This is a genomic window from Streptomyces tatrensis (assembly GCF_049310065.1).
Taxonomy (GTDB): Bacteria; Actinomycetota; Actinomycetes; order Streptomycetales; family Streptomycetaceae; genus Streptomyces.
Genome location: NZ_JBMDLB010000011.1, coordinates 1757315 through 1778896 on the forward strand (window position 1 = coordinate 1757315; position 21582 = coordinate 1778896).

Annotated in this window: 15 protein-coding genes, 2 rRNA genes and 1 riboswitch; of the genes, 3 read left to right on the forward strand and 14 right to left on the reverse strand. The window is 68.2% G+C overall.

The features are described from left to right. Window positions 1-55: 55 nt before the first annotated feature. The gene (locus ACODT5_RS23665; RefSeq protein WP_422521296.1) at window positions 56-1591 is read right to left on the reverse strand and encodes a glutamate-cysteine ligase family protein; all 1536 of its coding nucleotides are present in this window, start codon (window positions 1589-1591) and stop codon (window positions 56-58) included. A gap of 513 nt (window positions 1592-2104) precedes the next feature. Between ACODT5_RS23665 and ACODT5_RS23670 the strand changes: the two genes are divergently transcribed. Both ACODT5_RS23670 and ACODT5_RS23675 read left to right on the forward strand, forming a co-directional pair. Next, entirely contained in the window at window positions 2105-2725 is a 621-nt protein-coding gene (locus tag ACODT5_RS23670; RefSeq protein WP_422521297.1) for a hypothetical protein, read from the forward strand. Window positions 2726-2995: 270 nt separating this feature from the next. Next, on the forward strand, window positions 2996-3202 hold the full coding sequence (locus ACODT5_RS23675; protein ID WP_422521298.1) for a DUF5999 family protein: 207 nt from the start codon (window positions 2996-2998) through the stop codon (window positions 3200-3202). Window positions 3203-3299: 97 nt separating this feature from the next. On the opposite strand, the gene gcvP is transcribed toward ACODT5_RS23675, so the two are convergent. Continuing rightward, on the reverse strand, window positions 3300-6185 hold the full coding sequence (gene gcvP, locus ACODT5_RS23680) for an aminomethyl-transferring glycine dehydrogenase (protein ID WP_422521299.1): 2886 nt from the start codon (window positions 6183-6185) through the stop codon (window positions 3300-3302). A gap of 198 nt (window positions 6186-6383) precedes the next feature. Then, window positions 6384-6482: riboswitch (glycine riboswitch) on the reverse strand. Window positions 6483-6601: 119 nt separating this feature from the next. On the opposite strand from gcvP, the gene ACODT5_RS23685 reads away from it, so the two are divergent. Beyond that, on the forward strand, window positions 6602-6967 hold the full coding sequence (locus ACODT5_RS23685) for a PRC-barrel domain-containing protein (protein WP_422521300.1): 366 nt from the start codon (window positions 6602-6604) through the stop codon (window positions 6965-6967). A 573-nt stretch (window positions 6968-7540) separates the two neighbouring features. On the opposite strand, the gene ACODT5_RS23690 is transcribed toward ACODT5_RS23685, so the two are convergent. From ACODT5_RS23690 to ACODT5_RS23745, 12 genes are all read right to left on the reverse strand, one after another. After that, a complete protein-coding gene (locus ACODT5_RS23690) occupies window positions 7541-9292 on the reverse strand; it encodes a DNA polymerase IV (RefSeq protein WP_422521301.1) in 1752 nt (583 codons plus the stop codon). 114 nt (window positions 9293-9406) lie between these two features. Beyond that, the gene (locus tag ACODT5_RS23695) at window positions 9407-10063 is read right to left on the reverse strand and encodes a MerR family transcriptional regulator (protein WP_422521302.1); all 657 of its coding nucleotides are present in this window, start codon (window positions 10061-10063) and stop codon (window positions 9407-9409) included. Window positions 10064-10243: 180 nt separating this feature from the next. Beyond that, window positions 10244-10717, reverse strand: coding sequence for a bifunctional nuclease family protein (locus tag ACODT5_RS23700; RefSeq protein ID WP_030009777.1), 474 nt, complete (start codon window positions 10715-10717; stop codon window positions 10244-10246). Between the two features lie 119 nt (window positions 10718-10836). Then, window positions 10837-11610 (reverse strand): transcriptional regulator FtsR, encoded by a 774-nt coding sequence (gene ftsR / locus ACODT5_RS23705; RefSeq protein WP_422521303.1) that lies wholly within the window; start codon window positions 11608-11610, stop codon window positions 10837-10839. A 19-nt stretch (window positions 11611-11629) separates the two neighbouring features. Next, entirely contained in the window at window positions 11630-12169 is a 540-nt protein-coding gene (locus tag ACODT5_RS23710) for an FHA domain-containing protein (protein WP_274547808.1), read from the reverse strand. A gap of 483 nt (window positions 12170-12652) precedes the next feature. After that, window positions 12653-13546, reverse strand: a complete 894-nt coding sequence (locus ACODT5_RS23715) for a DUF881 domain-containing protein (protein ID WP_422521304.1) — start codon at window positions 13544-13546, stop codon at window positions 12653-12655. 5 nt (window positions 13547-13551) lie between these two features. Then, window positions 13552-13884: a small basic family protein gene (locus ACODT5_RS23720; protein WP_112452698.1), complete on the reverse strand. Its 333-nt coding sequence runs from the start codon at window positions 13882-13884 to the stop codon at window positions 13552-13554. Next, window positions 13881-14783 carry a DUF881 domain-containing protein gene (locus tag ACODT5_RS23725; RefSeq protein WP_422521305.1) on the reverse strand — a complete coding sequence of 301 codons (903 nt, stop codon included), beginning with the start codon at window positions 14781-14783 and terminating at the stop codon, window positions 13881-13883. Before ACODT5_RS23725 ends, ACODT5_RS23720 begins: the two co-directional genes overlap by 4 nt. Window positions 14784-14916: 133 nt before the next feature. After that, window positions 14917-17412, reverse strand: a complete 2496-nt coding sequence (locus ACODT5_RS23730; RefSeq protein WP_422521306.1) for a sugar phosphate nucleotidyltransferase — start codon at window positions 17410-17412, stop codon at window positions 14917-14919. Window positions 17413-17511: 99 nt separating this feature from the next. Further along, complete coding sequence (gene clsA / locus ACODT5_RS23735; RefSeq protein WP_422521307.1) at window positions 17512-18102, reverse strand: cardiolipin synthase ClsA; 591 nt, start codon at window positions 18100-18102, stop codon at window positions 17512-17514. A 130-nt stretch (window positions 18103-18232) separates the two neighbouring features. Beyond that, window positions 18233-18350 (reverse strand): 5S ribosomal RNA (gene rrf / locus ACODT5_RS23740). Between the two features lie 74 nt (window positions 18351-18424). Then, window positions 18425-21548, reverse strand: a 23S ribosomal RNA gene (locus ACODT5_RS23745). Window positions 21549-21582 lie beyond the last annotated feature (34 nt).

Below are 21582 nucleotides of genomic sequence, written 5' to 3' on the forward strand. Positions count from 1 at the left end.
GGATCACCGGGCGGGACCGGCCGGGACCGGGAATCAGCCCGGGATCAGCCCGGGATCAGCCCGCGCCCGCCGGTCCGGCCGCCGCGGTGCCACCCCCCAGACCCACCGGCCAGGTGTGCACGGGATCGCCGTGGTGACTGAGCTCGCTGTAGCGGCGCGTGGTCGCGGCCAGCGCCGCGTCCCGCTCCAGGCCGTCCGCGAGCGCCCGGTGGTACGTGTCCACCTGCCAGGTGGCTCCGTTCACCCGGCGCCGGCAGCGCTCCTCGATGATGCCGAGGTAGTGGTCCCGGTCGGCGGGCTCGATGCCCCACGCGTCCAGCCCCGCGGCCGCCATGGGCAGCAGCTCCTCCAGCACCAGCCGGACCGCGGGCACGCTCGCCAGTCCCCCGCCCCGGCCCCGGCGCGGCCAGCGCAGCCGGGCGTCGATGCCGTAGCGGCAGGCCGCGTCGAAGTTGGCCTCCGCCTCCGCGAAGGGCAGCCGGCTCCACACCGGGCGCTGCTCGTCCGCGAGGGTCCGTACGAGCCCGTAGTAGAAGGCCGCGTTGGCGACGACATCGGCCACCGTCGGCCCGGCGGGCAGGACCCTGTTCTCCACGCGCAGGTGCGGCACCCCGTCGGCGACCCCGTAGACGGGCCGGTTCCAGCGGTAGACGGTGCCGTTGTGCAGCACCAGCTCCTGCAGGCTCGGCACCCCGCCCTCGGCGAGCACCCGCAGCGGCTCCTCCTCGTCGCAGATCGGCAGCAGCGCCGGGAAGTAGCGGACGTTCTCGGCGAAGAGCTCGTACGCCGAGTCCACCCACCGCTCGCCGAACCAGGTGCGCGGGCGCACCCCCTGCGCCTGGAGCTCGGGCGGCCGGGTGTCGGTGGCCTGCTGGAAGAGCGGCGGCCGCGACTCCCGCCACAGCTCCCGCCCGAACAGGAAGGGCGAGTTGGCGCCGACGGCTATCTGCACGGCCGCCACCGCCTGGGCCGCGTTCCACACGTCCGCGAACCGGGCCGGGGTCACCTGCAGGTGCAGTTGTACGGAGGTGCAGGCGGCCTCGGGCACGATCGACCCGGAGGTCCAGGTCAGCCGCTCGACCCCGTCGATGTCGAGCACGAAGTCCTCGCCCCGCATCATCAGGATCTGCTCGTTGAGCAGGGAGTAGCGGTCCACCGCCGAGAGGTTGGCGGTGACCAGGTCGGTGCGGGAGATCGTCGGCAGGATGCCGATCATGACCACCCCGGCGCCGACCTCCTGAGCCTGCCGGTGGGCATAGCCGAGACCCGCGCTCAGTTCCTCGGCGAGCTGGTCGAATACCCGGCCGCCGAGCCGGTGCGGAAGGACGTTCACCTCCAGGTTGAACATTCCCAGTTCGGTCTGGAAATCGTTGCTCGCAATACGCTCGAGGACCTGCGCATTCACCATTCTCGGCAACCCGTCGGCACCTGCGAGATTCAACTCGATCTCCAGCCCCATCATGTTCTTGGGGCGATCGAACCTCTTCTCCTCCAGAAGTCGCTCCAGTACCTCCAGGCACTCGTGAAGCTTCCTCCGGTACCGTTGCCGATCGGACAGGTCGAATCCGCCCGCCACGACCTTCTCCCCCATCGGAGCGTCCCTCCTCGACTGGGCCCGGCCGGCGTGGAATGGATCCGCCGTCCGGGCGCGCGTTACGGTCGATGATGCCCCGGCGCGGTGATCGATAACGCGGAAGGGGCGTGACTGGCGGGGAGCGCGCGCCGGTTTGGCCGACAGGCGCTTTGGCACATTCACCTGGCAAGCGCTCCTGCGCAAATACAGTGTAGACCTTGCCGGTTATCGATAACCGACGCTTTTCAGCCGAGCCCTCATCCGGTAACCTCCGAGGTCAGCGCGGAACTTTTGCGCGCGCCCGGCATGAATGCCACGTCAGAGGGACCGGTAAGCGCCTTGTCGGCAATAGGCGGGACAGCTAGCCGAAACACTGCGTGAACACATGTCAGATAAACTCCGCATGCGAGGCAGAGAGTTGGCGCGCGGCCATTGCCCCTCAGCCCCCCTCTGACCCCAGAATGCGACAGCGCCGTCCGCACCCCGCACCCGCCCCGTTCCACAGGTCTCCCAAGTGAGAGGCGACCCACCATGCCGCTGCACGTCCCTCCGGCTCCCGCGCCCGCCCTGCGCAGCGTCCTCGCGGCCCTCGGCTCCCCCACCGCCGTCCACGAGGCACACACCCCGGCCCTGCGCGCCCTCCAGGGGCCGGTGACCGCCGAACTGCCTCTGCCCGTCCACGTCCTGGACCGGCTGCACATCTCCGGCCTGACCGCCGGCGGCAGGCCGCCGCGCACCCGGCTGACCGGCTGGCGGTTCCTGATCCGCAGCGGGGACCGCTACGTCGCGGCGGCCGACACCCGGCTGACCCCCGACGGGTGGGCCTTCTCCCACTTCTTCGAGGGCCCCTACGTCGCCGCCACCGAACGGGCGCTGCGCCAGGCCGAATCGCTCGGCAAGAACTACCAGCCGCGGCTGCTGTCCGTACCGGAGCTGTACATGCTGACCCTGTGGCTGCACGGATCGGTGGGCGCCGACGCCTCCGCCGGACTACCGGCCGCCGCCGACCTCCTGGTCCCGCTGGCGCCCGCCCCGCCCGGCATCGCCGCCTACCGGCCGCATCCCGTGTCCGAACTGCTGCCCGTACTGACCCATCGGCTCACGCCGACGGCGCCCCCGGCACCGCCCTCCATGGCCGCACCGGCCGCCTGATCTTCGGCTCTGGCCGGTTCTGCCCATTCGGCCTAGCCCACTCGGGCCCCCAGCGAACCACCCGAAATGACAGGGGAGTTGGCCTGAACCGCCCGCACGGGTGATGCGTCATCAATCTATGAGGACAGCTGCCGGGAAATCCCTCCGGACACTAGGTCGTGGGGGAACACTGGGGACTCTGACCGAGCCAAGTCGTTGATACGGGGGGCGGCCATGACCAACGCATCGAGCCGCAGCACACAGACCACACCGCAGCGAAAGAACGCATCCATGTGCCAGCACAAGCCAGCATGCCCGTCCGCCGACTCCGCCGACCGGGAGGCCGCGCACCCCGTGGCCGTTCACCCGGAACAGGGCTGGAGCCTGCTGTGCAACGGCGTCCTGCTCTTCGAGGACACCGGTGAGCTGCTGCCGGACGGCCAGATCATCGCCCCGCACCGCGTGCTCGCGGCGGCGCAGGTGATGAAGGCGGCCTAGCCGAACGACGCGAACGAAAGGGGCCGGCCCAGGAGCGAACTCCCGGACCGGCCCCTTCGTCATGTCACTTCGTCATGTCACTTCGTCATGTTGTCGATCAGTTGTCGTACTCGTCCAGCGGCGGGCAGGAGCACACCAGGTTCCGGTCGCCGAAGGCACCGTCGATGCGACGCACCGGCGGCCAGTACTTCTCCGCGGCCGACACCCCGCCCGGGAAGACGGCCTCGTCGCGGGTGTACGGGTGGTTCCACTCGCCGCCCAGCGCCGCCGCCGTGTGCGGGGAGTTGGCCAGCGGGTTGTCGTCCACCGGCCACTCGCCGCCCGCGACCCGCTCGATCTCGGCGCGGATGGCGATCATCGCGTCGCAGAAGCGGTCGATCTCGGCGAGGTCCTCGGACTCCGTCGGCTCGATCATGAGGGTGCCGGCGACCGGGAAGGACATGGTCGGCGCGTGGAACCCGTAGTCGATCAGGCGCTTGGCGATGTCGTCGATGCTCACGCCCGTCGCCTTCGACAGGGGGCGCATGTCGATGATGCACTCGTGCGCGACCAGGTTGCCCGGGCCGGTGTAGAGCACCGGGTAGTGCGGCTCCAGGCGCTTGGCGATGTAGTTCGCGCCGAGCACCGCCACCTGGGTGGCGCGCTTGAGGCCCTCGCCGCCCATCAGACGCACGTACGACCAGGAGATCGGCAGGATGCCCGCCGAGCCCCACGGAGCGGCCGAGATGGGGCCGACGCCCGTCTCCGGACCGGCGGTCGGCTGGAGCGGGTGGTTGGGCAGGTACGGGGCAAGGTGCGCCCGGACACCGACCGGGCCGACGCCCGGGCCGCCGCCGCCGTGCGGGATGCAGAAGGTCTTGTGCAGGTTCAGGTGCGAGACGTCGCCGCCGAAGTGACCCGGCTTGGCCAGGCCCACCAGGGCGTTGAGGTTGGCGCCGTCCACGTAGACCTGGCCGCCGGCGTCGTGCACCTGGGCGCAGATGTCGGCGACGTGCTCCTCGAACACACCGTGCGTGGAGGGGTACGTGATCATCAGCACGGCGAGCTCGTCGCGGTACTGCTCGATCTTGGCGCGCAGGTCGTCCGCGTCCACCTCGCCGTCGTCGGCGGTCTTGACCACGACCACCTTCATGCCGGCCATCACGGCGCTCGCGGCGTTGGTGCCGTGCGCGGAGGACGGGATGAGACAGACGGTGCGCTGCTCGTTGCCGTTCGCCCGGTGGTACGCGCGGACGGCCAGCAGGCCGGCGAGCTCACCCTGGGAGCCGGCGTTCGGCTGAATGGAGACCTTGTCGTAGCCGGTGACCTCGCAGAGACGTTCCTCCAGCTCGGTGATGAGCGTGAGGTACCCCTCGGCCTGCTCGACCGGGGCGAACGGGTGCACCTGGCCGAATTCCGGCCAGGTGACCGACTCCATTTCGGTGGTCGCGTTGAGCTTCATGGTGCAGGAGCCCAGCGGGATCATGCCGCGGTCCAGCGCGTAGTCCTTGTCCGAGAGCTTGCGCAGGTAGCGCAGCATCGCCGTCTCGGACCGGTGCTGGTGGAAGACCGGGTGGGTCAGGTACGCGTCCGAGCGCAGCAGGCCCTCGGGCAGCGCGTCGGCGGTGCTCTCGTCCAGCGCCTCGACGCTCGCCGTGACACCGAAGGCGGTCCAGACGGCTTCGACGGTGGCGCGCAGGGTCGTCTCGTCACAGGACATCGAGACGAGGTCGGCATCGACCTGGAAGAGGTTGACGCCACCCTCGCGGGCCGCGGCGACGACCTCGGCGGCCCGGCCCGGGACCCGCGCGGTGATGGTGTCGAAGTAGGCGCCGTGCACGACCTCGACCCCGCCGGCCGTCAGACCTGCGGCGAGCAGGGCGGCGTAGCGGTGGGTGCGGCGGGCGATCGTCCGCAGCCCGTCCGGGCCGTGGTAGACGGCGTACATGCCGGCCATGACGGCGAGGAGCACCTGCGCGGTGCAGATGTTGCTGGTGGCCTTCTCGCGGCGGATGTGCTGCTCGCGGGTCTGCAGCGCCAGGCGGTAGGCCTTGTTGCCGTCCGCGTCCACGGACACGCCGACGAGGCGGCCGGGCAGCGAGCGGGCGTGCTTGGCCTGGACGGCCATGTAGCCGGCGTGCGGTCCGCCGAAGCCCATCGGGACGCCGAAGCGCTGAGTGGTGCCGACCGCGATGTCCGCGCCCAGCTCGCCCGGGGAGGTCAGCAGGGTCAGGGCGAGCAGGTCCGCGGAGACGGCGACGATCGCGCCGAGCGCGTGCGCCTGCTCGATGACCGGCTTGATCTCCCGCACGGCGCCGGAGGCACCCGGGTACTGGAGCAGCACGCCGTAGACGCCGCGCTCGGCGATCTCGGCCGGAATCCCCTCGCTCAGATCGGCGACGACGACCTCGATGCCGATCGGCTCGGCACGGGTCTGGATCACCGCGATGGTCTGCGGCAGCGCGTCGGCGTCGATGAGGAAGACGTTGCCCTTGGCCTTGCCCACCCGGCGGGCCAGGGTCATGGCCTCGGCGGCCGCCGTGCCCTCGTCGAGCAGGGAGGCACCGGAGGTCGGCAGGCCGGTCAGCTCGGCGACGACGGTCTGGAAGTTCAGCAGGGCCTCGAGGCGGCCCTGGGAGATCTCCGGCTGGTAGGGCGTGTACGCCGTGTACCAGGACGGGTTCTCCATGACGTTGCGCAGGATCACCGGCGGCGTGAAGGTGCCGTAGTAGCCCAGCCCGATCATGGACGAGAGGACCTGGTTGCGGTCGGCGAGCTGACGCAGCTCGGCGAGCACCTCGGCCTCGGTCCGCGCCTCGGGCAGGTTCAGCGCGGCAGTGGTCTTGATCACATCCGGCACCGCGGCGGCGGTGAGCTCGTCGAGGGAGCCGTAGCCCACCTGAGCGAGCATCTTCGCCTGCGCCTCGGCATCCGGGCCGATGTGGCGCTGCTCGAAGGGGATGCCTCGCTCCAGCTGGGAGAGCGAAATGCGGTTGGCGGTCATGTACGGAGGCCTCCTGGTCGTACGACCTGCGAGGGGCACCACGGCGCGGGCACCCGGACGGCCTCCCCCTCTGTCATCACAACCTGAGAGCTTCACCGGGCCGCGCGGGGATCGCCCACGAGATCCGGCTTTCACCGTCGGTGAGGAGAGGGACCGGCACTGCGCGCCCGGTACCCACACCTGCTTTCCAGAGTGGCCTCACCACGTGCGGTACGTATGCCTGAGAGATTCCGGGGAGGATTTGCTCCTTCGGCGCCTCCGTCTCACTCACTCGGAGGACTCTCCCGCACAGGGTCAACAGCCGTCACCCAGCCTACCAGCGAGGATCTGGGCACCTCCCTCGAGTGGCCCCCTCTCCAGAAATGCACTTTTGTAGTGCTTACGGAGGAGTTGCGCCCAAATGGAGGGACCGGACCGTGCAGACCGACATCGATCCCCGCAGCCTGATCGGCCGCAAGGCGTTCGACCGCAATGGCACCAAGATCGGCACCGTCGACGAGGTCTACCTCGACGACGCCACGGGCGTCCCGGAATGGGCCGCCGTACGCACCGGACTCTTCAGCCGGGACGCCTTCGTCCCGCTGGAGCCCAGCGAGATGGTGGGCGACACCCTGCGCGTGCCCTTCGAGCGCTCCCTCATCAAGGACGCTCCCGACTTCGGAGTCGGCCGCCACCTCTCCCCCGAACAGGAGCTGCAGCTCTACCACCACTACGGCCTGGACCTGGCCCTCCCGTCCGACTTCCAGCACGACTTCGGCCACAAATCCCCCGACTCCCCCTGACCCCCACACCCGCTGCCCACCACCCAACCGGGGCAGCGGGCCACGCCTCCCCCGCCCATCGAAAAACTCCCCCACACCATCCAGGGGCCCCGGCAACGGCCCCCAGCCCGCAGACAGCACGCCCCAGCCGCCCCCACGGCCACCGTCACCCGACGACGCACACCGGGCAGCGGGCACCCCGGGGGGCCCGGCAGGTAGCGGGCAGCGGGTAGCGGGTAGCGGGTACTCAACACCTCCCACGGTCCAGGCGGCCCCAACAGCGTGCGTGCACGCGGCCCCCGGTGATACCCGGCGGGATCGGTAGCAGGCACCAAGCAGCGGGGACCTGCGTCAGGCACCAGTACCAGGCAGCGGCTGCTGCCGACCCCCACGGCCCTGGCCCCAGAGCTCTCGCTGCGGGGCGCAGCGGCTGGAGGCGTGCGCCGGGGACGACACGGGGACACCCCCAACCCCTCGGCGGCAGCGGCAGCGGCAGCGGCAGCGGCAGCGGCAGCGGCAGCGGCAGCGGCAGCGGCTAACAGCCCCCGGGACACCCGGACACCCCGACCCGGCGAGACCCCGCAGCCGGCCTCACTACAGAGCCGTCGAGCCCCCGACCCCCACGGCCGGGTCCCCGACCAGCGGCATCGGATCAGACGGTTCCAGCTCGGGGTCGTCCACCAGGAACGTCCGCACCCGCCCCGGCTCGGATCCGGGCTGCTCGAACCGTACGGTCACCCGCCCGACCCCACTGCCCTGCACCCACCCGGGTCCGTACTCCGCATGACGCACATCGCTCCCGGCCGCCCACCGCCGCTCAACCACACCGTCGGCACCGCCCGCACCCCCGAGCCCCTGCACGGCCCCCTGCCCCTGCTGGTCACCCTGTGCCGACCCGGCGACCTCGCCCTGCCCGTGCCCGGCCCCCCGCCCCTCCTGGCTGACCTGATCCTGCGCAGCAACCTCAGGCTGCCCTACCCCAGCCCCCTGGGCCTGTCCCTGGCTCTGCCCCTGGTCCTGCCACGCAGCCTGACCTTGCCCGGCGCCCCCGCCAAGCCCCACCCCGGCGGCAGCGGCCCCACCCCGGCCCTGCCCGGCACTCTCTTCCTGCCCGGACCGGAGCCCCTGCCCGGCACCGTCACCCAAGGCCGGAACCTGCGCCTCCGGCCCCCCACCGGCGTCGGCAAGCGGCCTCCCCGCCCCAGCGGCAACGGCAACCGCCTCGCCCCCGGAGGCCACCGCGCCACCCCCCACACCCGCCCGCGCAGCCATCGCGTCGGCGAAGGCGAAGAGGTCCTCCTGCGTGTAGTCCGCCAGCCCCGTCACCCCCACCCCCAGCAGCCGCACCCCGCCCGTGGTGTCCACGGCCTCCAGCAGCCGCGCCGCCGCCTCCCGCACCACCGCGGGGTCGTCCGTGGGCCCCCGCAGGGTCTCTGAGCGGGTCAGCGTGGAGAAGTCGTACCGCCGAACCTTGAGCACGATGGTCCGCCCCGAGTGCCCCGACGCGCGCAGCCGCTCCACGCACCGGTCGGAGAGCCGGTGCACCTCGTTGCGGATCCGCACCCGGTCGTGCAGGTCCACGTCGAAGGTGTCCTCCACCGATACGGACTTCGCGTCGCGCTCGGCGACCACCGGCCGCTCGTCCACTCCGAACGCCATCCGGTACAGCCCGACCCCGTGCGAGCGCCCCACCATCCGGACCAGTTCGTCCTCGCCGGCCTCCGCCAACTCCCCCACCGTGGTGATCCCGGCCCGCCGCAGGTGCTCCCCCGTGGCCGGCCCCACCCCGGGCAGGGTCCGTACCGACATGGGTGCGAGGTGCGCCCGCTCCGTGCCGACCTCGATCAGCAGCAGCCCGGCCGGCTTGGCTTCCTCGGAGGCGACCTTGGCGAGCATCTTGGACCCCGCGAGCCCCACCGACCCGCTCAGCCCGGTCGCGGCGGTGATGTCGGCCCTCAGCCGCTCGCCGACGGCCCGCGCGGCCTGGGCGTCGAAGGCGACGCCGCCCGCCTCGAGGTCCACGAAGGCCTCGTCCAGGCTCAGCGGCTCCACGAGGGGGGACAGCTCCCGGAGCATCGCCATGACCGTGTCGCTGACCTCGCGGTACAGGCTGAAGCGCGGAATCAGGCACGCGCCGTTCGGGCAGAGCCGCCGCGCCTGGGCCATCGGCATGGCCGAATGCACACCGAACCGCCTGGCCTCGTAGGAGGCGGTGGCCACGACCCCGCGCGGCCCGAGCCCGCCGACGATGACGGCCTTGCCGCGCAGGCTCGGCTTCGACGCCTGCTCCACGGAGGCGTAGAAGGCGTCCATGTCCAGGTGCAGGATGGTCGGCGCGGCTCTCACAGCTCCGATGCTGCCCTACACCACTGACAATCGGCCCGCACCCGAGCCAGGCGAGCCGGACGGACCACCCGGCCCGTCCCCCCAGCCCCCGCGCCTTCGCCCCCGCGCTCCGCCTCAGACGGCCCGGTTCCTCCGGGCGGCCAGCTCATCGGCCGGGTTGTGCCCGACCACCGTCTCGCCCGTGTCCACGCGCTCCCCGTGCAGCTGCGACAGCGCGTTCTCGACATCGCGCCAGACCACGCCCACGGCGATGCCGAAGATGCCCTGGCCGCCCTGGAGCAGGCTGACGACCTGATCCGGCGAGGTGCACTCGTACACGGTGGCGCCGTCGCTCATCAGCGTCATCCGCTCCAGGTCCGAGAAACCCCGGTCGCGCAGGTGCTGCACGGCGGTGCGGATGTTCTGCAGCGCCACCCCGGTGTCCAGGAAGCGCTTCACGATCTTGAGGACGACCACGTCCCGGAAGCTGTAGAGGCGCTGCGTCCCCGACCCGTAGGCGGGACGCACCGTGGGCTCCACCAGCCCGGTCCGTGCCCAGTAGTCGAGCTGCCGGTACGTGATGCCGGCCGCGGCACACGCCGTCGGCCCTCGGTATCCGACCTGCTCGGGTGCGGACTCGCCGCCCTGGGGCCCCACCGGCCCCACCGAACCGACCGGCGCGGGCTCCGGCTGACGGCGCGCGGAGTTCACCGCACCACCGTGCAGCGGGTACGGCCCACCGTCACTCCGTGCGGGGATGCCCCCGGTCATACCGTCGCCCGTGACTCTCACGCCGACCCTCCGTCCTTGACCTGCCACCTTGAAGGTAGGCAGTCACCAGGGGTGCGTCAACGATCGCCACACTCGGCACGCCGAGTGATAATCACCCTGAGAGTGGTTTCCCGTACCCCATTGCGGGGAAAGGCTACTCGAATGGGCTGAAATATCCGGGAGGACGGCGCGACCCGCGCCTCACTGCGGGCCGGTGCCGAAGTCCTCTGGCGAGATCTGGTCGAGGAACTCGCGGAACTTCTCCACCTCGTCCTCCTGCTCGTCCGGGATCGCGATTCCGGCGTCGTCGAGCACGCCGTCGCTGCCGTAGATCGGCGTCCCGGTCCGCAGGGCGAGCGCTATGGCGTCGGAGGGCCGCGCGCTCACCTCGACTCCGCTGGCGAAGACCAGCTCCGCGTAGAAAACGCCCTCCCGCAGATCCGTGATGCGGACTTCGGTGAGCTCCTCGCCGATCGCTTCCAGCACGTCCTTGAAAAGGTCGTGCGTCAGCGGCCGGGCAGGGGCCATCCCCTGCTGCGCGAAGGCAATGGCGGTCGCCTCCCCTGGTCCGATCCAGATGGGGAGGTACCGGTCGCCTCCCACTTCACGCAGGAGCACGATCGGTTGGTTCGAGGGCATTTCCACCCGGACACCCACAACGTCGAGCTCGTTCACACAGCAACCCTAGGACCTGCCCGGCAGGTTTGGGTAGTCGGGCTCCCCCAAGCCTGCCCCGAAGCCCCGGCGAAGTCACCCGAAGTCGGCCCGAAAACCCCTCCGGATCGGTGCAGCCGTCAGTGCAGCCGCACGCCGAGAGCAGTTTGTACGAGCGCCTCGTGCAGCCGTACGGAGAGCCCCGCGAGCTCCTTCATGGTGGCCTCGGCATGGGCCCTGGTCTGCGGATTGCGGTGCCTGCGCAGCGGCGAGACGACCTGCTCCACCAGACCGGCCTCCCGGTCGGCGGCGGCCTTCATCGCCCGCAGGTGGCGCGGCTCCAGACCGAATCGGCCGAGATCGGCCACCAGACGGGCCACGGTGACGGCCTCGGCGTCGAAACCACCGCCGGGCGCCTCCGCGATGAGCCCATAGGACTCCCACTCCACTAGCTGGACCTCGTCCACGTCCGCGGCGGCGATCAGCTCGGCCCGGCCCACCCGGGCCACGGTCGGCCGCTCCCGGCCCACCTCGCCGTAGAGGGCGACGGGGCTCGCGGGGTCGACGGACTCCCCGTGCGCCGTAGGCGCCGGGATACGGATCTGCTCACCCCGTGCGAGCGCGTCGAGCTGCTCGCGGATGACCTTCAACGGAAGGTAGTGGTCGCGCTGGAGCCGCAGGACGTGGGCGAGACGCTCCACGTCGTCGGTGCTGAACTTGCGATATCCGGAAGGTGTGCGCCGGGGCTCGACGAGCCCTTCCGCCTCCAGGAAACGGATCTTCGAGATCGTGACTTCGGGGAACTCGTCACGCAGCATCGTGAGCACCGTTCCGATGCTCACCAGCCGCACGCCCGAGGAGGCGGCGGTGGCGGTGCCGCCCTTGGCGGCACCGCCTGCCGGGATACGCAGCATGGGACCTTCCCTTGAAGGGTCAGTGCCCCCGCAGGCTCGCGTAGAAGACCAGCCGGTACTTGCCGATCTGCACCTCGTCGCCGTTGTGCAGGGCGACGGAGTCGATCGGTTCACGGTTCACGTACGTGCCGTTGAGGCTGCCGACGTCGGAGACGGTGAAACCGTCGTGGCTCCTGCGGAACTCGACATGGCGCCGGGAGACGGTGACGTCGTCCAGGAAGATGTCGCTCTGCGGGTGCCGGCCGGCCGTCGTCAGCTCACCGTCCAGAAGGAACCGGCTGCCGGAGTTGGGGCCGCGCCGCACGATCAGCAGGGCGGAACCCGGGGGCAGCGCTTCCACCGCGGCCTGGGCCTCGGGGGACAGCGAGGACGACACGTGCGTCTGTCCCGACACCTCGGCCTCGTAGGCCTCCAGGCCCGAGATCGAGATGGTGGACGTGGTCTCCGAGGCACGCTCCGGCGTCAGACCCGCCCGCAGCGGCGCCCCGCAGTTGGAGCAGAACCGGCTCGCCGCATCGCTGCGGTGCCCGCACCTGCTGCAAATCTGCTCGGCCGACATGGACGGCTCCTCGCGCCGCGGCTGCCCCGCGGAGGCATTGGTGGCATACGGGTCGGGGGCAAACCCTCCACCCGTACTTGAGGTTGATGGTTCACCGAAACCTATGCGTCCGGTACCGGCAGGGTCAACAGTCGACGCGCCGTGCGCGCCCGAAATATCACCCGCCCCGGCGACCTCGTCGCGGAAGAGCGGCCGGTCGCCCTGCCCTTCCACGTCTCCGTGCCCCGCGCGGTGCCTGGCCGCACCGCTTTCCTCGCGGTTCTTCTTGCCGAACAACTTCTCAAACAACTTCACGGGCGATTCCCCTTGACCGAAACAGACCCGCCCGTGGGGCAGGACGAACTCCGAATGCAACACCTGCCGACCCGGACATACTTACAACGTCCGTAACCATCAGACAGTTTCCACCACGCACCGCGACTTCGGTGCCTCGACCCCCCGCAGGCATTCGCCCGCGTGAGCCGGTCTCCCGCACCTCCCGCATCACGACGATGACGACCGAGCGTAGTCAGGCTGCTTCGCAGCCCGCAAGGCATCCACAACGATCTTCGCCGGACGTGTGACGGTGACGACAGCCTGCTCCTTCTCCAGCGACTGGACGACGCCACCGGGAATGTTGAGCGCCGGCTCCAGATCCTGCGGTTTGCCGATCACCTTGAACTCATAGGGCTGTGTGATCTTCTTACCGTCGATCGCGACCCCGTCCTCCTCGTCCGAGAAGTACGAGTCCGCCACGATCCGCACCCCGTTGATCTGGATCGCCTCGGCCCCGGCCGCCCGCAGCTCCTGCAAGGTGTCCAGCAGCTTGTCCGACTGCACCTGGCCCTTGGGGTCCGTGATCTTCAGCACGATCCCCGGCCCTTGCGCGGCCACCGTACCGGCCAGGATCCCGAGTTGGCGTTCCTTCTCCACAGTCTGCTTCCGGGCCTCCTCGGCCTGGTTGGAACTGCTCTCGAGCTCCCGGCGCTGGTCGTCGAGCGTCTGCTTCTCGTCCTCCAGCCGCTTGGTCCGCCCGTCGAGCTCGTCGAGGATCCGTACGAGGTCCTCCTGACGGGCTCCGCGCAGCGCGCTGGAGTCGCTGTTCGACCGTACCTGGATGGCCAGACCGAGCCCCAGGACGAACAGCAGCACCGCGACGATCAGTTGGGCACGGCTCACCCGCGGCGGCCACAGCCCGGCCGCCAGCCGCTGCCGGCCGGTCTGCTCGGGCCCGCTCTCCCCGGTCCCGGTCGGCGCGTATCCGGCCGGCGCGTCCGCGGTCCCCTCGCGGCCCCGCTCCTCCGCCACGGGCCCGGCCGGCGGTTCCAGCGGAGGCTGTGCCTTCGGCCGCTGTGCGGCGGCCCCGGGGTCCTCGGGCGGGGTGTCGTTCGTACTCATCGGCCTCACGCCCGGAACACGTGCCGGCGGATGGCCGCGGCGTTGGAGAAGATGCGGATGCCGAGGACGACGACCACACCCGTGGACAGCTGCGAGCCGACCCCCAGCTTGTCGCCGAGGAAGACGATCAGCGCCGCCACGACCACGTTCGACAGGAACGACACCACGAAGACCTTGTCCACGAAGATGCCGTCCAGCATCGCTCGCAAGCCTCCGAACACCGCGTCCAGCGCCGCGACCACGGCGATCGGCAGATAAGGCTCCACCACGGCCGGCACTTCGGGCCGGACGAGAAGTCCGACCACCACTCCGACCACGAGGCCCAGTACCGCGATCACGATGCACCCTTCTGCTGCTCTGCTGCTGTAGCCGTACGTACGGTCAGGCTCGACGCGGCCGGAAGGCGCACCTCGGCCTCGGACGACAAGGAGTAGCGGATGCCGTAGTTCTCCTGCAGCACGTGCAGGTACTGGCCGTCCGCGGAGTCCTGGAACGCGGTCCCGAGGCGCTTCTTGTCGCCGATCGCCAGCACTTCGTACGGGGGCACCAGCGGCCTGTTGTCGACCAGTATCGCGTCACCCGCGGCCCGGATCGCCGAGAGGGACGTCAGCCGCTGCCCGTTGATCGAGATCGCTTCCGCCCCCGACTGCCACAGCCCGTTGACGATCTTCTGCATATCGCGGTCGCGGAGCCGCCCGGTGTCCGAGAAACCGGCGCTCTCGCGCGGCTGCGAGCCGTCTCCGGTCGTCGAGCCCTTCGCGTCGTCCACCGTGAGCTTGATCCCGGGCCCGTGCACCTCGGTGGCCCCGGACAGCAGCGCCACGAGCTGGCCCTGTTCGCCGCCGTGCTGCTTGAGCGCCTCGCGCTGCCGGGCGGCGACGGTGTCCCGCAGCCGCTCGATGTCCCGCTCCAGACCGTCCGCGTGCGCGTCGGCCCGCTCGACCCGGTCGATGAGTTCGTGACGCTCCTTGGCCAGCACCGGCGCGGTCGCCCGCGCCTGCGCGGCACCCAGGGTGACGACCATGGCGGCGAGCACCAGCCCGGCGGCGAGACCCAGTTTGGCCTTGAGGGTCCGCGGCAGGCCGGACGTGCCCTCGGCCTCGCGCCGGGCCGAAGCCTCCGCGTAGCCCTCGTCGAGGGAGTGGTCCATCACGTGCGTCAGCAGCGACATGGAAGCGTCCGGCCGCGCCGGAGGTGCCGAACTGCGGTTGTGGGGCGGCTGCGACATGCCGCACATCGTCGCATGTCGGCGCCGCTCCCACCGAATGCGGACGCCCGGTGGACCGGACGGGACCTTCGCCCCGCCCGCTCCACCGGACCTCCGGCCCTACGCCGCCGCGTTCGGGCCTACGCCGTCCCGTGCGGGGTGCTCAGTGCCCCGCACCGTCCACCACCGCTGCCCAGCCGTCCAGCAGCGCCTGCGCGGACGCGTCGTCGGGTCCCTCGGCCCACAGGTGGGTGACCGCCTCCGCCGGGTCCGGCAGCACCAGGGCCCACCGCCCGTCGGCCTCCACGACCCGCACCCCGTCGGTGGTGTCCACCTGCCGGTCCCCGGCCGCCTCCACGACCCGCCGCATGACGAGCCCCTTCACCGCCCACGGGGTCGGCACGTCCCGCTTGAGGACGTGCGCCCGCGGGATCCGGGCATCGATCTGGCTCAGCGTGAGCTGCGTCCGCGCCACCAGCCCGATCAACTGCACGAAGGCGGCCGACCCGTCGAAGACGCTGCTGAACTCGGGGACGATGAACCCGCCCCGCCCGTCGCCGCCGAAGATGGTGTTCTCCGCCCGGCCCACCCGGGTCAGATCGTCCGGCGAGGTCGTCGTCCACTCCACCTGGGTCCCGTGGTACGCCGCCACCTGCTCGGCGATCCGGGTCGTGGTCACGGGCAGCGCCACCTTGCCGCTGCGCTTCTCGGCGGCCACCAGGTCGAGCAGCACCAGCAGCGCCCGGTCGTCCTCGATGATCCGGCCGCGCTCGTCCACCAGGGAGATCCGCTCGCCCACCGGGTCGAAGCGCACTCCGAAGGCGGCCCGCGAGGACGCCACGATCTCCCCGAGCCGCACCAGTCCCGCCCGGCGGGACTCCGCGGTCTCCGTGGGCCGGGACTCGTCGAGCCCCGGATTGACCGTGAGGGCGTCCACTCCGAGCCGGCCCAGCAGGCTGGGCAGCACCAGGCCGGCGCTGCCGTTGGAGGCGTCCACGACCACCTTGAGCCCGGAGTCCGCGACCCCGGTGATGTCCACGCGCCGCAGCAGCGAACCGGTGTAGGCGTCGAAGACGCTTCCCGGGAACTGCAGGTCGCCGATCTCGCCGGGGAACGCCCGGCGGTACTCCTGGCGCGCGTAGACCCGGTCGAGCTTGCGCTGCTGCTGGAGCGAGAGGTCCGCCCCCCGCTCGTCGAGGAACATGATGTCGACCGAGTCGGGCACTCCCGGCGAGGTCCGCAGCACGATCCCGCCGGCGCTGCCACGCGCGGTCTGCTGCCGCGCCACGGGCAGCGGTACGTTCTCCAGGTCCCGGACGTTGATGGCGCTGGCCTGGAGCGCCGAGATCACGGCCCGCTTGAGCGCTCTCGCGCCTCGGGAGTGGTCACGGGCCGTGGTGACCGTCGCCCCCTTCTTCAGGGTCGTCGCATAGGCACCGGCCAGCCGGACCACCAGCTCCGGGGTGATCTCCACGTTCAGGATCCCGGTGACCCCGCGCGCGCCGAACAGATGTGCCTGCCCCCGGGACTCCCAGATGACCGAGGTGTTGACGAAGGCGCCCGCCTCGATCGTCTTGAAGGGGTAGACCCGGACGTTCCCCTGGATGATCGATTCCTCGCCGACGAGGCACTCGTCGCCGATGACGGCCCCGTCCTCGATCCGGGCGGCCCGCATGATGTCGGTGTTCTTGCCGATGACGCAGCCGCGGAGATTGCTGTGCGGCCCGATGTACACGTTGTCGTGCACGACGGCCTTGTGCAGGAACGCACCGCTCTTCACGACGACGTTCGATCCGATGACGGTGTGCTCGCGGATCTCCACGCCGGCCTCGACCTTGGCGTAGTCCCCGATGTACAGCGGCCCGCGCAGCACCGCGTCGGGGCTCACCTCTGCCCCTTCGGCGATCCACACGCCGGGGGAGATCTCGAAGCCGTCCATGTCGACCTGGACCTTGCCCTCGAGTACGTCGGCCTGGGCCTTGACGTAGCTCTCGTGGGTGCCGACGTCCTCCCAGTAGCCCTCGGCGACGTAGCCGTAGATGGGCCGGCCTTCCTTCATCAGCTGGGGGAAGACGTCACCGGACCAGTCCACGGAGACGTCCGCGTCCACGTAGTCGAAAATCTCCGGCTCCATGACGTAGATGCCGGTGTTGATGGTGTCCGAGAACACCTGGCCCCACGTCGGCTTCTCCAGGAAGCGCTCGACCTTGCCTTCCCCGTCCACGATGGTGATGCCGAATTCCAGCGGGTTCGGCACCCGGGTCAGGCACACCGTGACGAGCCCGCCCTTCTCCTTGTGGAACCGGATCAGGTCGGTCAGGTCGAAGTCGGTGAGCGCGTCACCGGAAATGACGAGGAAGGTGTCGTCCTTCAGAGCCTCCTCGGCGTTCTTCACGCTGCCGGCGGTCCCGAGTGGCTTCTCCTCGTTGGCATAGGTGAGCTCCATGCCGAGCTCCTCGCCGTCACCGAAGTAGTTCCTGACGAGCGACGCCAGGAACTGCACGGTGACCACGGTTTCGTTGAGCCCATGCCGCTTGAGCAGCCTGAGCACGTGCTCCATGATCGGCCGGTTCGCCACCGGCAGGAGCGGCTTGGGCATGCTTGAGGTCATGGGGCGAAGCCGAGTGCCTTCGCCACCAGCCATCACGACGGCCTTCATGTCGGAAGAGTCCTCCTTGAGAGACGGCGTATAGCCGACCTCACCCGTCCCGGACGGTGACTGGACCACTCCCCCGCGTCAGTCAGGCGCCGAGCGAGCTCAATCGGCCGTGGTGTCCGCCTTCACGAGCCGGCGGACTTGTACCACGTAAAGGACTCCTGCCCACCAATAGAGGGTTGTACCCCATCCGGCGAACGCCCATCCGAAAACTGACCCCATCCAGGCCAACCAGCCCGTCCAGGTGCTCACCAGGAGGAAGGGGAACGCGTACATCAGGTTGAAGGTCGCGGCCTTGCCGAGGAAGTTGACCTGGGGCGGCGGATAGCCGTGCCGGCGCAGGATCCAGACCATGACCAGGAGCATCAGCTCGCGGGCGAGCAGCGCCCCGGTGAGCCAAAGAGGCAGAATCTCGCGGTACGTGAGACCGAACAGGGTGGACAGGATGTAGAGCCGGTCCGCTGCGGGATCCAGCAGCCGGCCGAGGCTGCTGATCTGATTCCAGCGCCGGGCCAGCTTCCCGTCGAGGTAGTCGCTGATCCCGCTGAGCATGAGGACCGCAAGAGCCCAGCCATCGTGCTCGGCCAGGATCAGCCACAGGAACAGCGGTACGCCTGCGAGGCGAGCCATGCTCAGGATGTTCGGAATGGTGAAAATTCGGTCAGTCTGAACCCGAGTCTCCTGGACCTCCACCCGGGGGCCTCCACTGTGACTGTAGAAATGTCGAACGATGCCCCCTGACCCTACAGGAGCCGGTGGACCGGTCCGTAAACGCAGAAAAGCCCCGTACCGGTTACCCGGTACGGGGCTCTCTACAATGATTGTTCGGCGGCGTCCTACTCTCCCACAGGGTCCCCCCTGCAGTACCATCGGCGCTGAAAGGCTTAGCTTCCGGGTTCGGAATGTAAACCGGGCGTTTCCCTAACGCTATGACCACCGAAACACTATGAAGTTAACCAAACCGGATATGACACAGTTCGTTACTTCAGAACTAACACAGTGGACGCGAGCAACTGAGGACAAGCCCTCGGCCTATTAGTACCAGTCAGCTCCACCCGTTACCGGGCTTCCACATCTGGCCTATCAACCCAGTCGTCTACTGGGAGCCTTACCCTCTCAAGGAGGTGGGAATACTCATCTTGAAGCAGGCTTCCCGCTTAGATGCTTTCAGCGGTTATCCCTCCCGAACGTAGCCAACCAGCCATGCCCTTGGCAGGACAACTGGCACACCAGAGGTTCGTCCGTCCCGGTCCTCTCGTACTAGGGACAGCCCTTCTCAATATTCCTACGCGCACAGCGGATAGGGACCGAACTGTCTCACGACGTTCTAAACCCAGCTCGCGTACCGCTTTAATGGGCGAACAGCCCAACCCTTGGGACCGACTCCAGCCCCAGGATGCGACGAGCCGACATCGAGGTGCCAAACCATCCCGTCGATATGGACTCTTGGGGAAGATCAGCCTGTTATCCCCGGGGTACCTTTTATCCGTTGAGCGACGGCGCTTCCACAAGCCACCGCCGGATCACTAGTCCCGACTTTCGTCCCTGCTCGACCCGTCGGTCTCACAGTCAAGCTCCCTTGTGCACTTACACTCAACACCTGATTGCCAACCAGGCTGAGGGAACCTTTGGGCGCCTCCGTTACTTTTTGGGAGGCAACCGCCCCAGTTAAACTACCCATCAGACACTGTCCCTGATCCGGATCACGGACCGAGGTTAGACATCCAGCACGACCAGAGTGGTATTTCAACGACGACTCCACAACCACTGGCGTGGCCGCTTCAAAGTCTCCCACCTATCCTACACAAGCCGAACCGAACACCAATATCAAACTATAGTAAAGGTCCCGGGGTCTTTCCGTCCTGCTGCGCGAAACGAGCATCTTTACTCGTAGTGCAATTTCACCGGGCCTATGGTTGAGACAGTCGAGAAGTCGTTACGCCATTCGTGCAGGTCGGAACTTACCCGACAAGGAATTTCGCTACCTTAGGATGGTTATAGTTACCACCGCCGTTTACTGGCGCTTAAGTTCTCAGCTTCGCCACACCGAAATGTGACTAACCGGTCCCCTTAACGTTCCAGCACCGGGCAGGCGTCAGTCCGTATACATCGCCTTACGGCTTCGCACGGACCTGTGTTTTTAGTAAACAGTCGCTTCTCGCTGGTCTCTGCGGCCACCCCCAGCTCACGGAGTAAATCCGATCACCAGTGATGGCCCCCCTTCTCCCGAAGTTACGGGGGCATTTTGCCGAGTTCCTTAACCATAGTTCACCCGAACGCCTCGGTATTCTCTACCTGACCACCTGAGTCGGTTTAGGGTACGGGCCGCCATGAAACTCGCTAGAGGCTTTTCTCGACAGCATAGGATCATCCACTTCACCACAATCGGCTCGGCATCAGGTCTCAGCCTTATATGAGGGACGGATTTGCCTACCCCTCGGCCTACACCCTTACCCCGGGACTACCACCGCCCGGGCTGGACTACCTTCCTGCGTCACCCCATCGCTTACCTACTACAAGTCTGGGTCACCGGCTCCACCACTTTCCTTTCCCCGAAGGGTCCGGAACGGCTTCACGGGCTTAGCATCGCCTGATTCGATATTGGGCGTTTCAAAGCGGGTACCGGAATATCAACCGGTTGTCCATCGACTACGCCTGTCGGCCTCGCCTTAGGTCCCGACTTACCCTGGGCAGATCAGCTTGACCCAGGAACCCTTAGTCAATCGGCGCACACGTTTCTCACGTGTGTATCGCTACTCATGCCTGCATTCTCACTCGTGAACCGTCCACAACTAGCTTCCGCTGCTGCTTCACCCGGCACACGACGCTCCCCTACCCATCACAGCGGGCGTTGGCCCTATTGCTGCAATGACACGACTTCGGCGGTACGCTTGAGCCCCGCTACATTGTCGGCGCGGAATCACTTGACCAGTGAGCTATTACGCACTCTTTCAAGGGTGGCTGCTTCTAAGCCAACCTCCTGGTTGTCTCTGCGACTCCACATCCTTTCCCACTTAGCGTACGCTTAGGGGCCTTAGTCGATGCTCTGGGCTGTTTCCCTCTCGACCATGGAGCTTATCCCCCACAGTCTCACTGCCACGCTCTCACTTACCGGCATTCGGAGTTTGGCTAAGGTCAGTAACCCGGTAGGGCCCATCGCCTATCCAGTGCTCTACCTCCGGCAAGAAACACGTGACGCTGCACCTAAATGCATTTCGGGGAGAACCAGCTATCACGGAGTTTGATTGGCCTTTCACCCCTAACCACAGGTCATCCCCCAGGTTTTCAACCCTGGTGGGTTCGGTCCTCCACGAAGTCTTACCTCCGCTTCAACCTGCCCATGGCTAGATCACTCCGCTTCGGGTCTAGAGCGTGCAACTCAATCGCCCTATTCGGACTCGCTTTCGCTACGGCTTCCCCACACGGGTTAACCTCGCTACACACCGCTAACTCGCAGGCTCATTCTTCAAAAGGCACGCAGTCACGACTGTATGTGCAAGCACATACAGCGACGCTCCCACGGCTTGTAGGCACACGGTTTCAGGTACTATTTCACTCCGCTCCCGCGGTACTTTTCACCATTCCCTCACGGTACTATCCGCTATCGGTCACCAGGGAATATTTAGGCTTAGCGGGTGGTCCCGCCAGATTCACACGGGATTTCTCGGGCCCCGTGCTACTTGGGAGATTCTTAAGCAAGCCGCTGATGTTTCGTCTACGGGGGTCTTACCCTCTACGCCGGACCTTTCGCATGTCCTTCGACTACATCAACGGTTTCTGACTCGCCGACCGGCCGGCAGACCGATCAAAAGAATTCCCACAACCCCGCATGCGCAACCCCTGCCGGGTATCACACGCATACGGTTTGGCCTCATCCGGTTTCGCTCGCCACTACTCCCGGAATCACGGTTGTTTTCTCTTCCTGCGGGTACTGAGATGTTTCACTTCCCCGCGTTCCCTCCACACTGCCTATGTGTTCAGCAGTGGGTGACAGCCCATGACGACTGCCGGGTTTCCCCATTCGGACACCCCCGGATCAAAGCTCAGTTGGCAGCTCCCCGGGGCCTATCGCGGCCTCTCACGTCCTTCATCGGTTCCTGGTGCCAAGGCATCCACCGTGCGCCCTTAAAAACTTGGCCTACAGATGCTCGCGTCCACTGTGTAGTTCTCAAG

Excerpts from the sequence above, each read along its gene's own strand:
- ACODT5_RS23665 (WP_422521296.1), bottom strand. The coding sequence starts at position 1,591 with ATGGGGGAGAAGGTCGTGGCGGGCGGATTCGACCTGTCCGATCGGCAA.
- ACODT5_RS23670 (WP_422521297.1), top strand. The coding sequence starts at position 2,105 with ATGCCGCTGCACGTCCCTCCGGCTCCCGCGCCCGCCCTGCGCAGCGTC.
- ACODT5_RS23675 (WP_422521298.1), top strand. The coding sequence starts at position 2,996 with ATGTGCCAGCACAAGCCAGCATGCCCGTCCGCCGACTCCGCCGACCGG.
- gcvP (WP_422521299.1), bottom strand. The coding sequence starts at position 6,185 with ATGACCGCCAACCGCATTTCGCTCTCCCAGCTGGAGCGAGGCATCCCC.
- ftsR (WP_422521303.1), bottom strand. The coding sequence starts at position 11,610 with ATGCTGCGTATCCCGGCAGGCGGTGCCGCCAAGGGCGGCACCGCCACC.
- ACODT5_RS23710 (WP_274547808.1), bottom strand. The coding sequence starts at position 12,169 with ATGTCGGCCGAGCAGATTTGCAGCAGGTGCGGGCACCGCAGCGATGCG.
- ACODT5_RS23715 (WP_422521304.1), bottom strand. The coding sequence starts at position 13,546 with ATGAGTACGAACGACACCCCGCCCGAGGACCCCGGGGCCGCCGCACAG.
- ACODT5_RS23725 (WP_422521305.1), bottom strand. The coding sequence starts at position 14,783 with ATGTGCGGCATGTCGCAGCCGCCCCACAACCGCAGTTCGGCACCTCCG.
- ACODT5_RS23730 (WP_422521306.1), bottom strand. The coding sequence starts at position 17,412 with ATGAAGGCCGTCGTGATGGCTGGTGGCGAAGGCACTCGGCTTCGCCCC.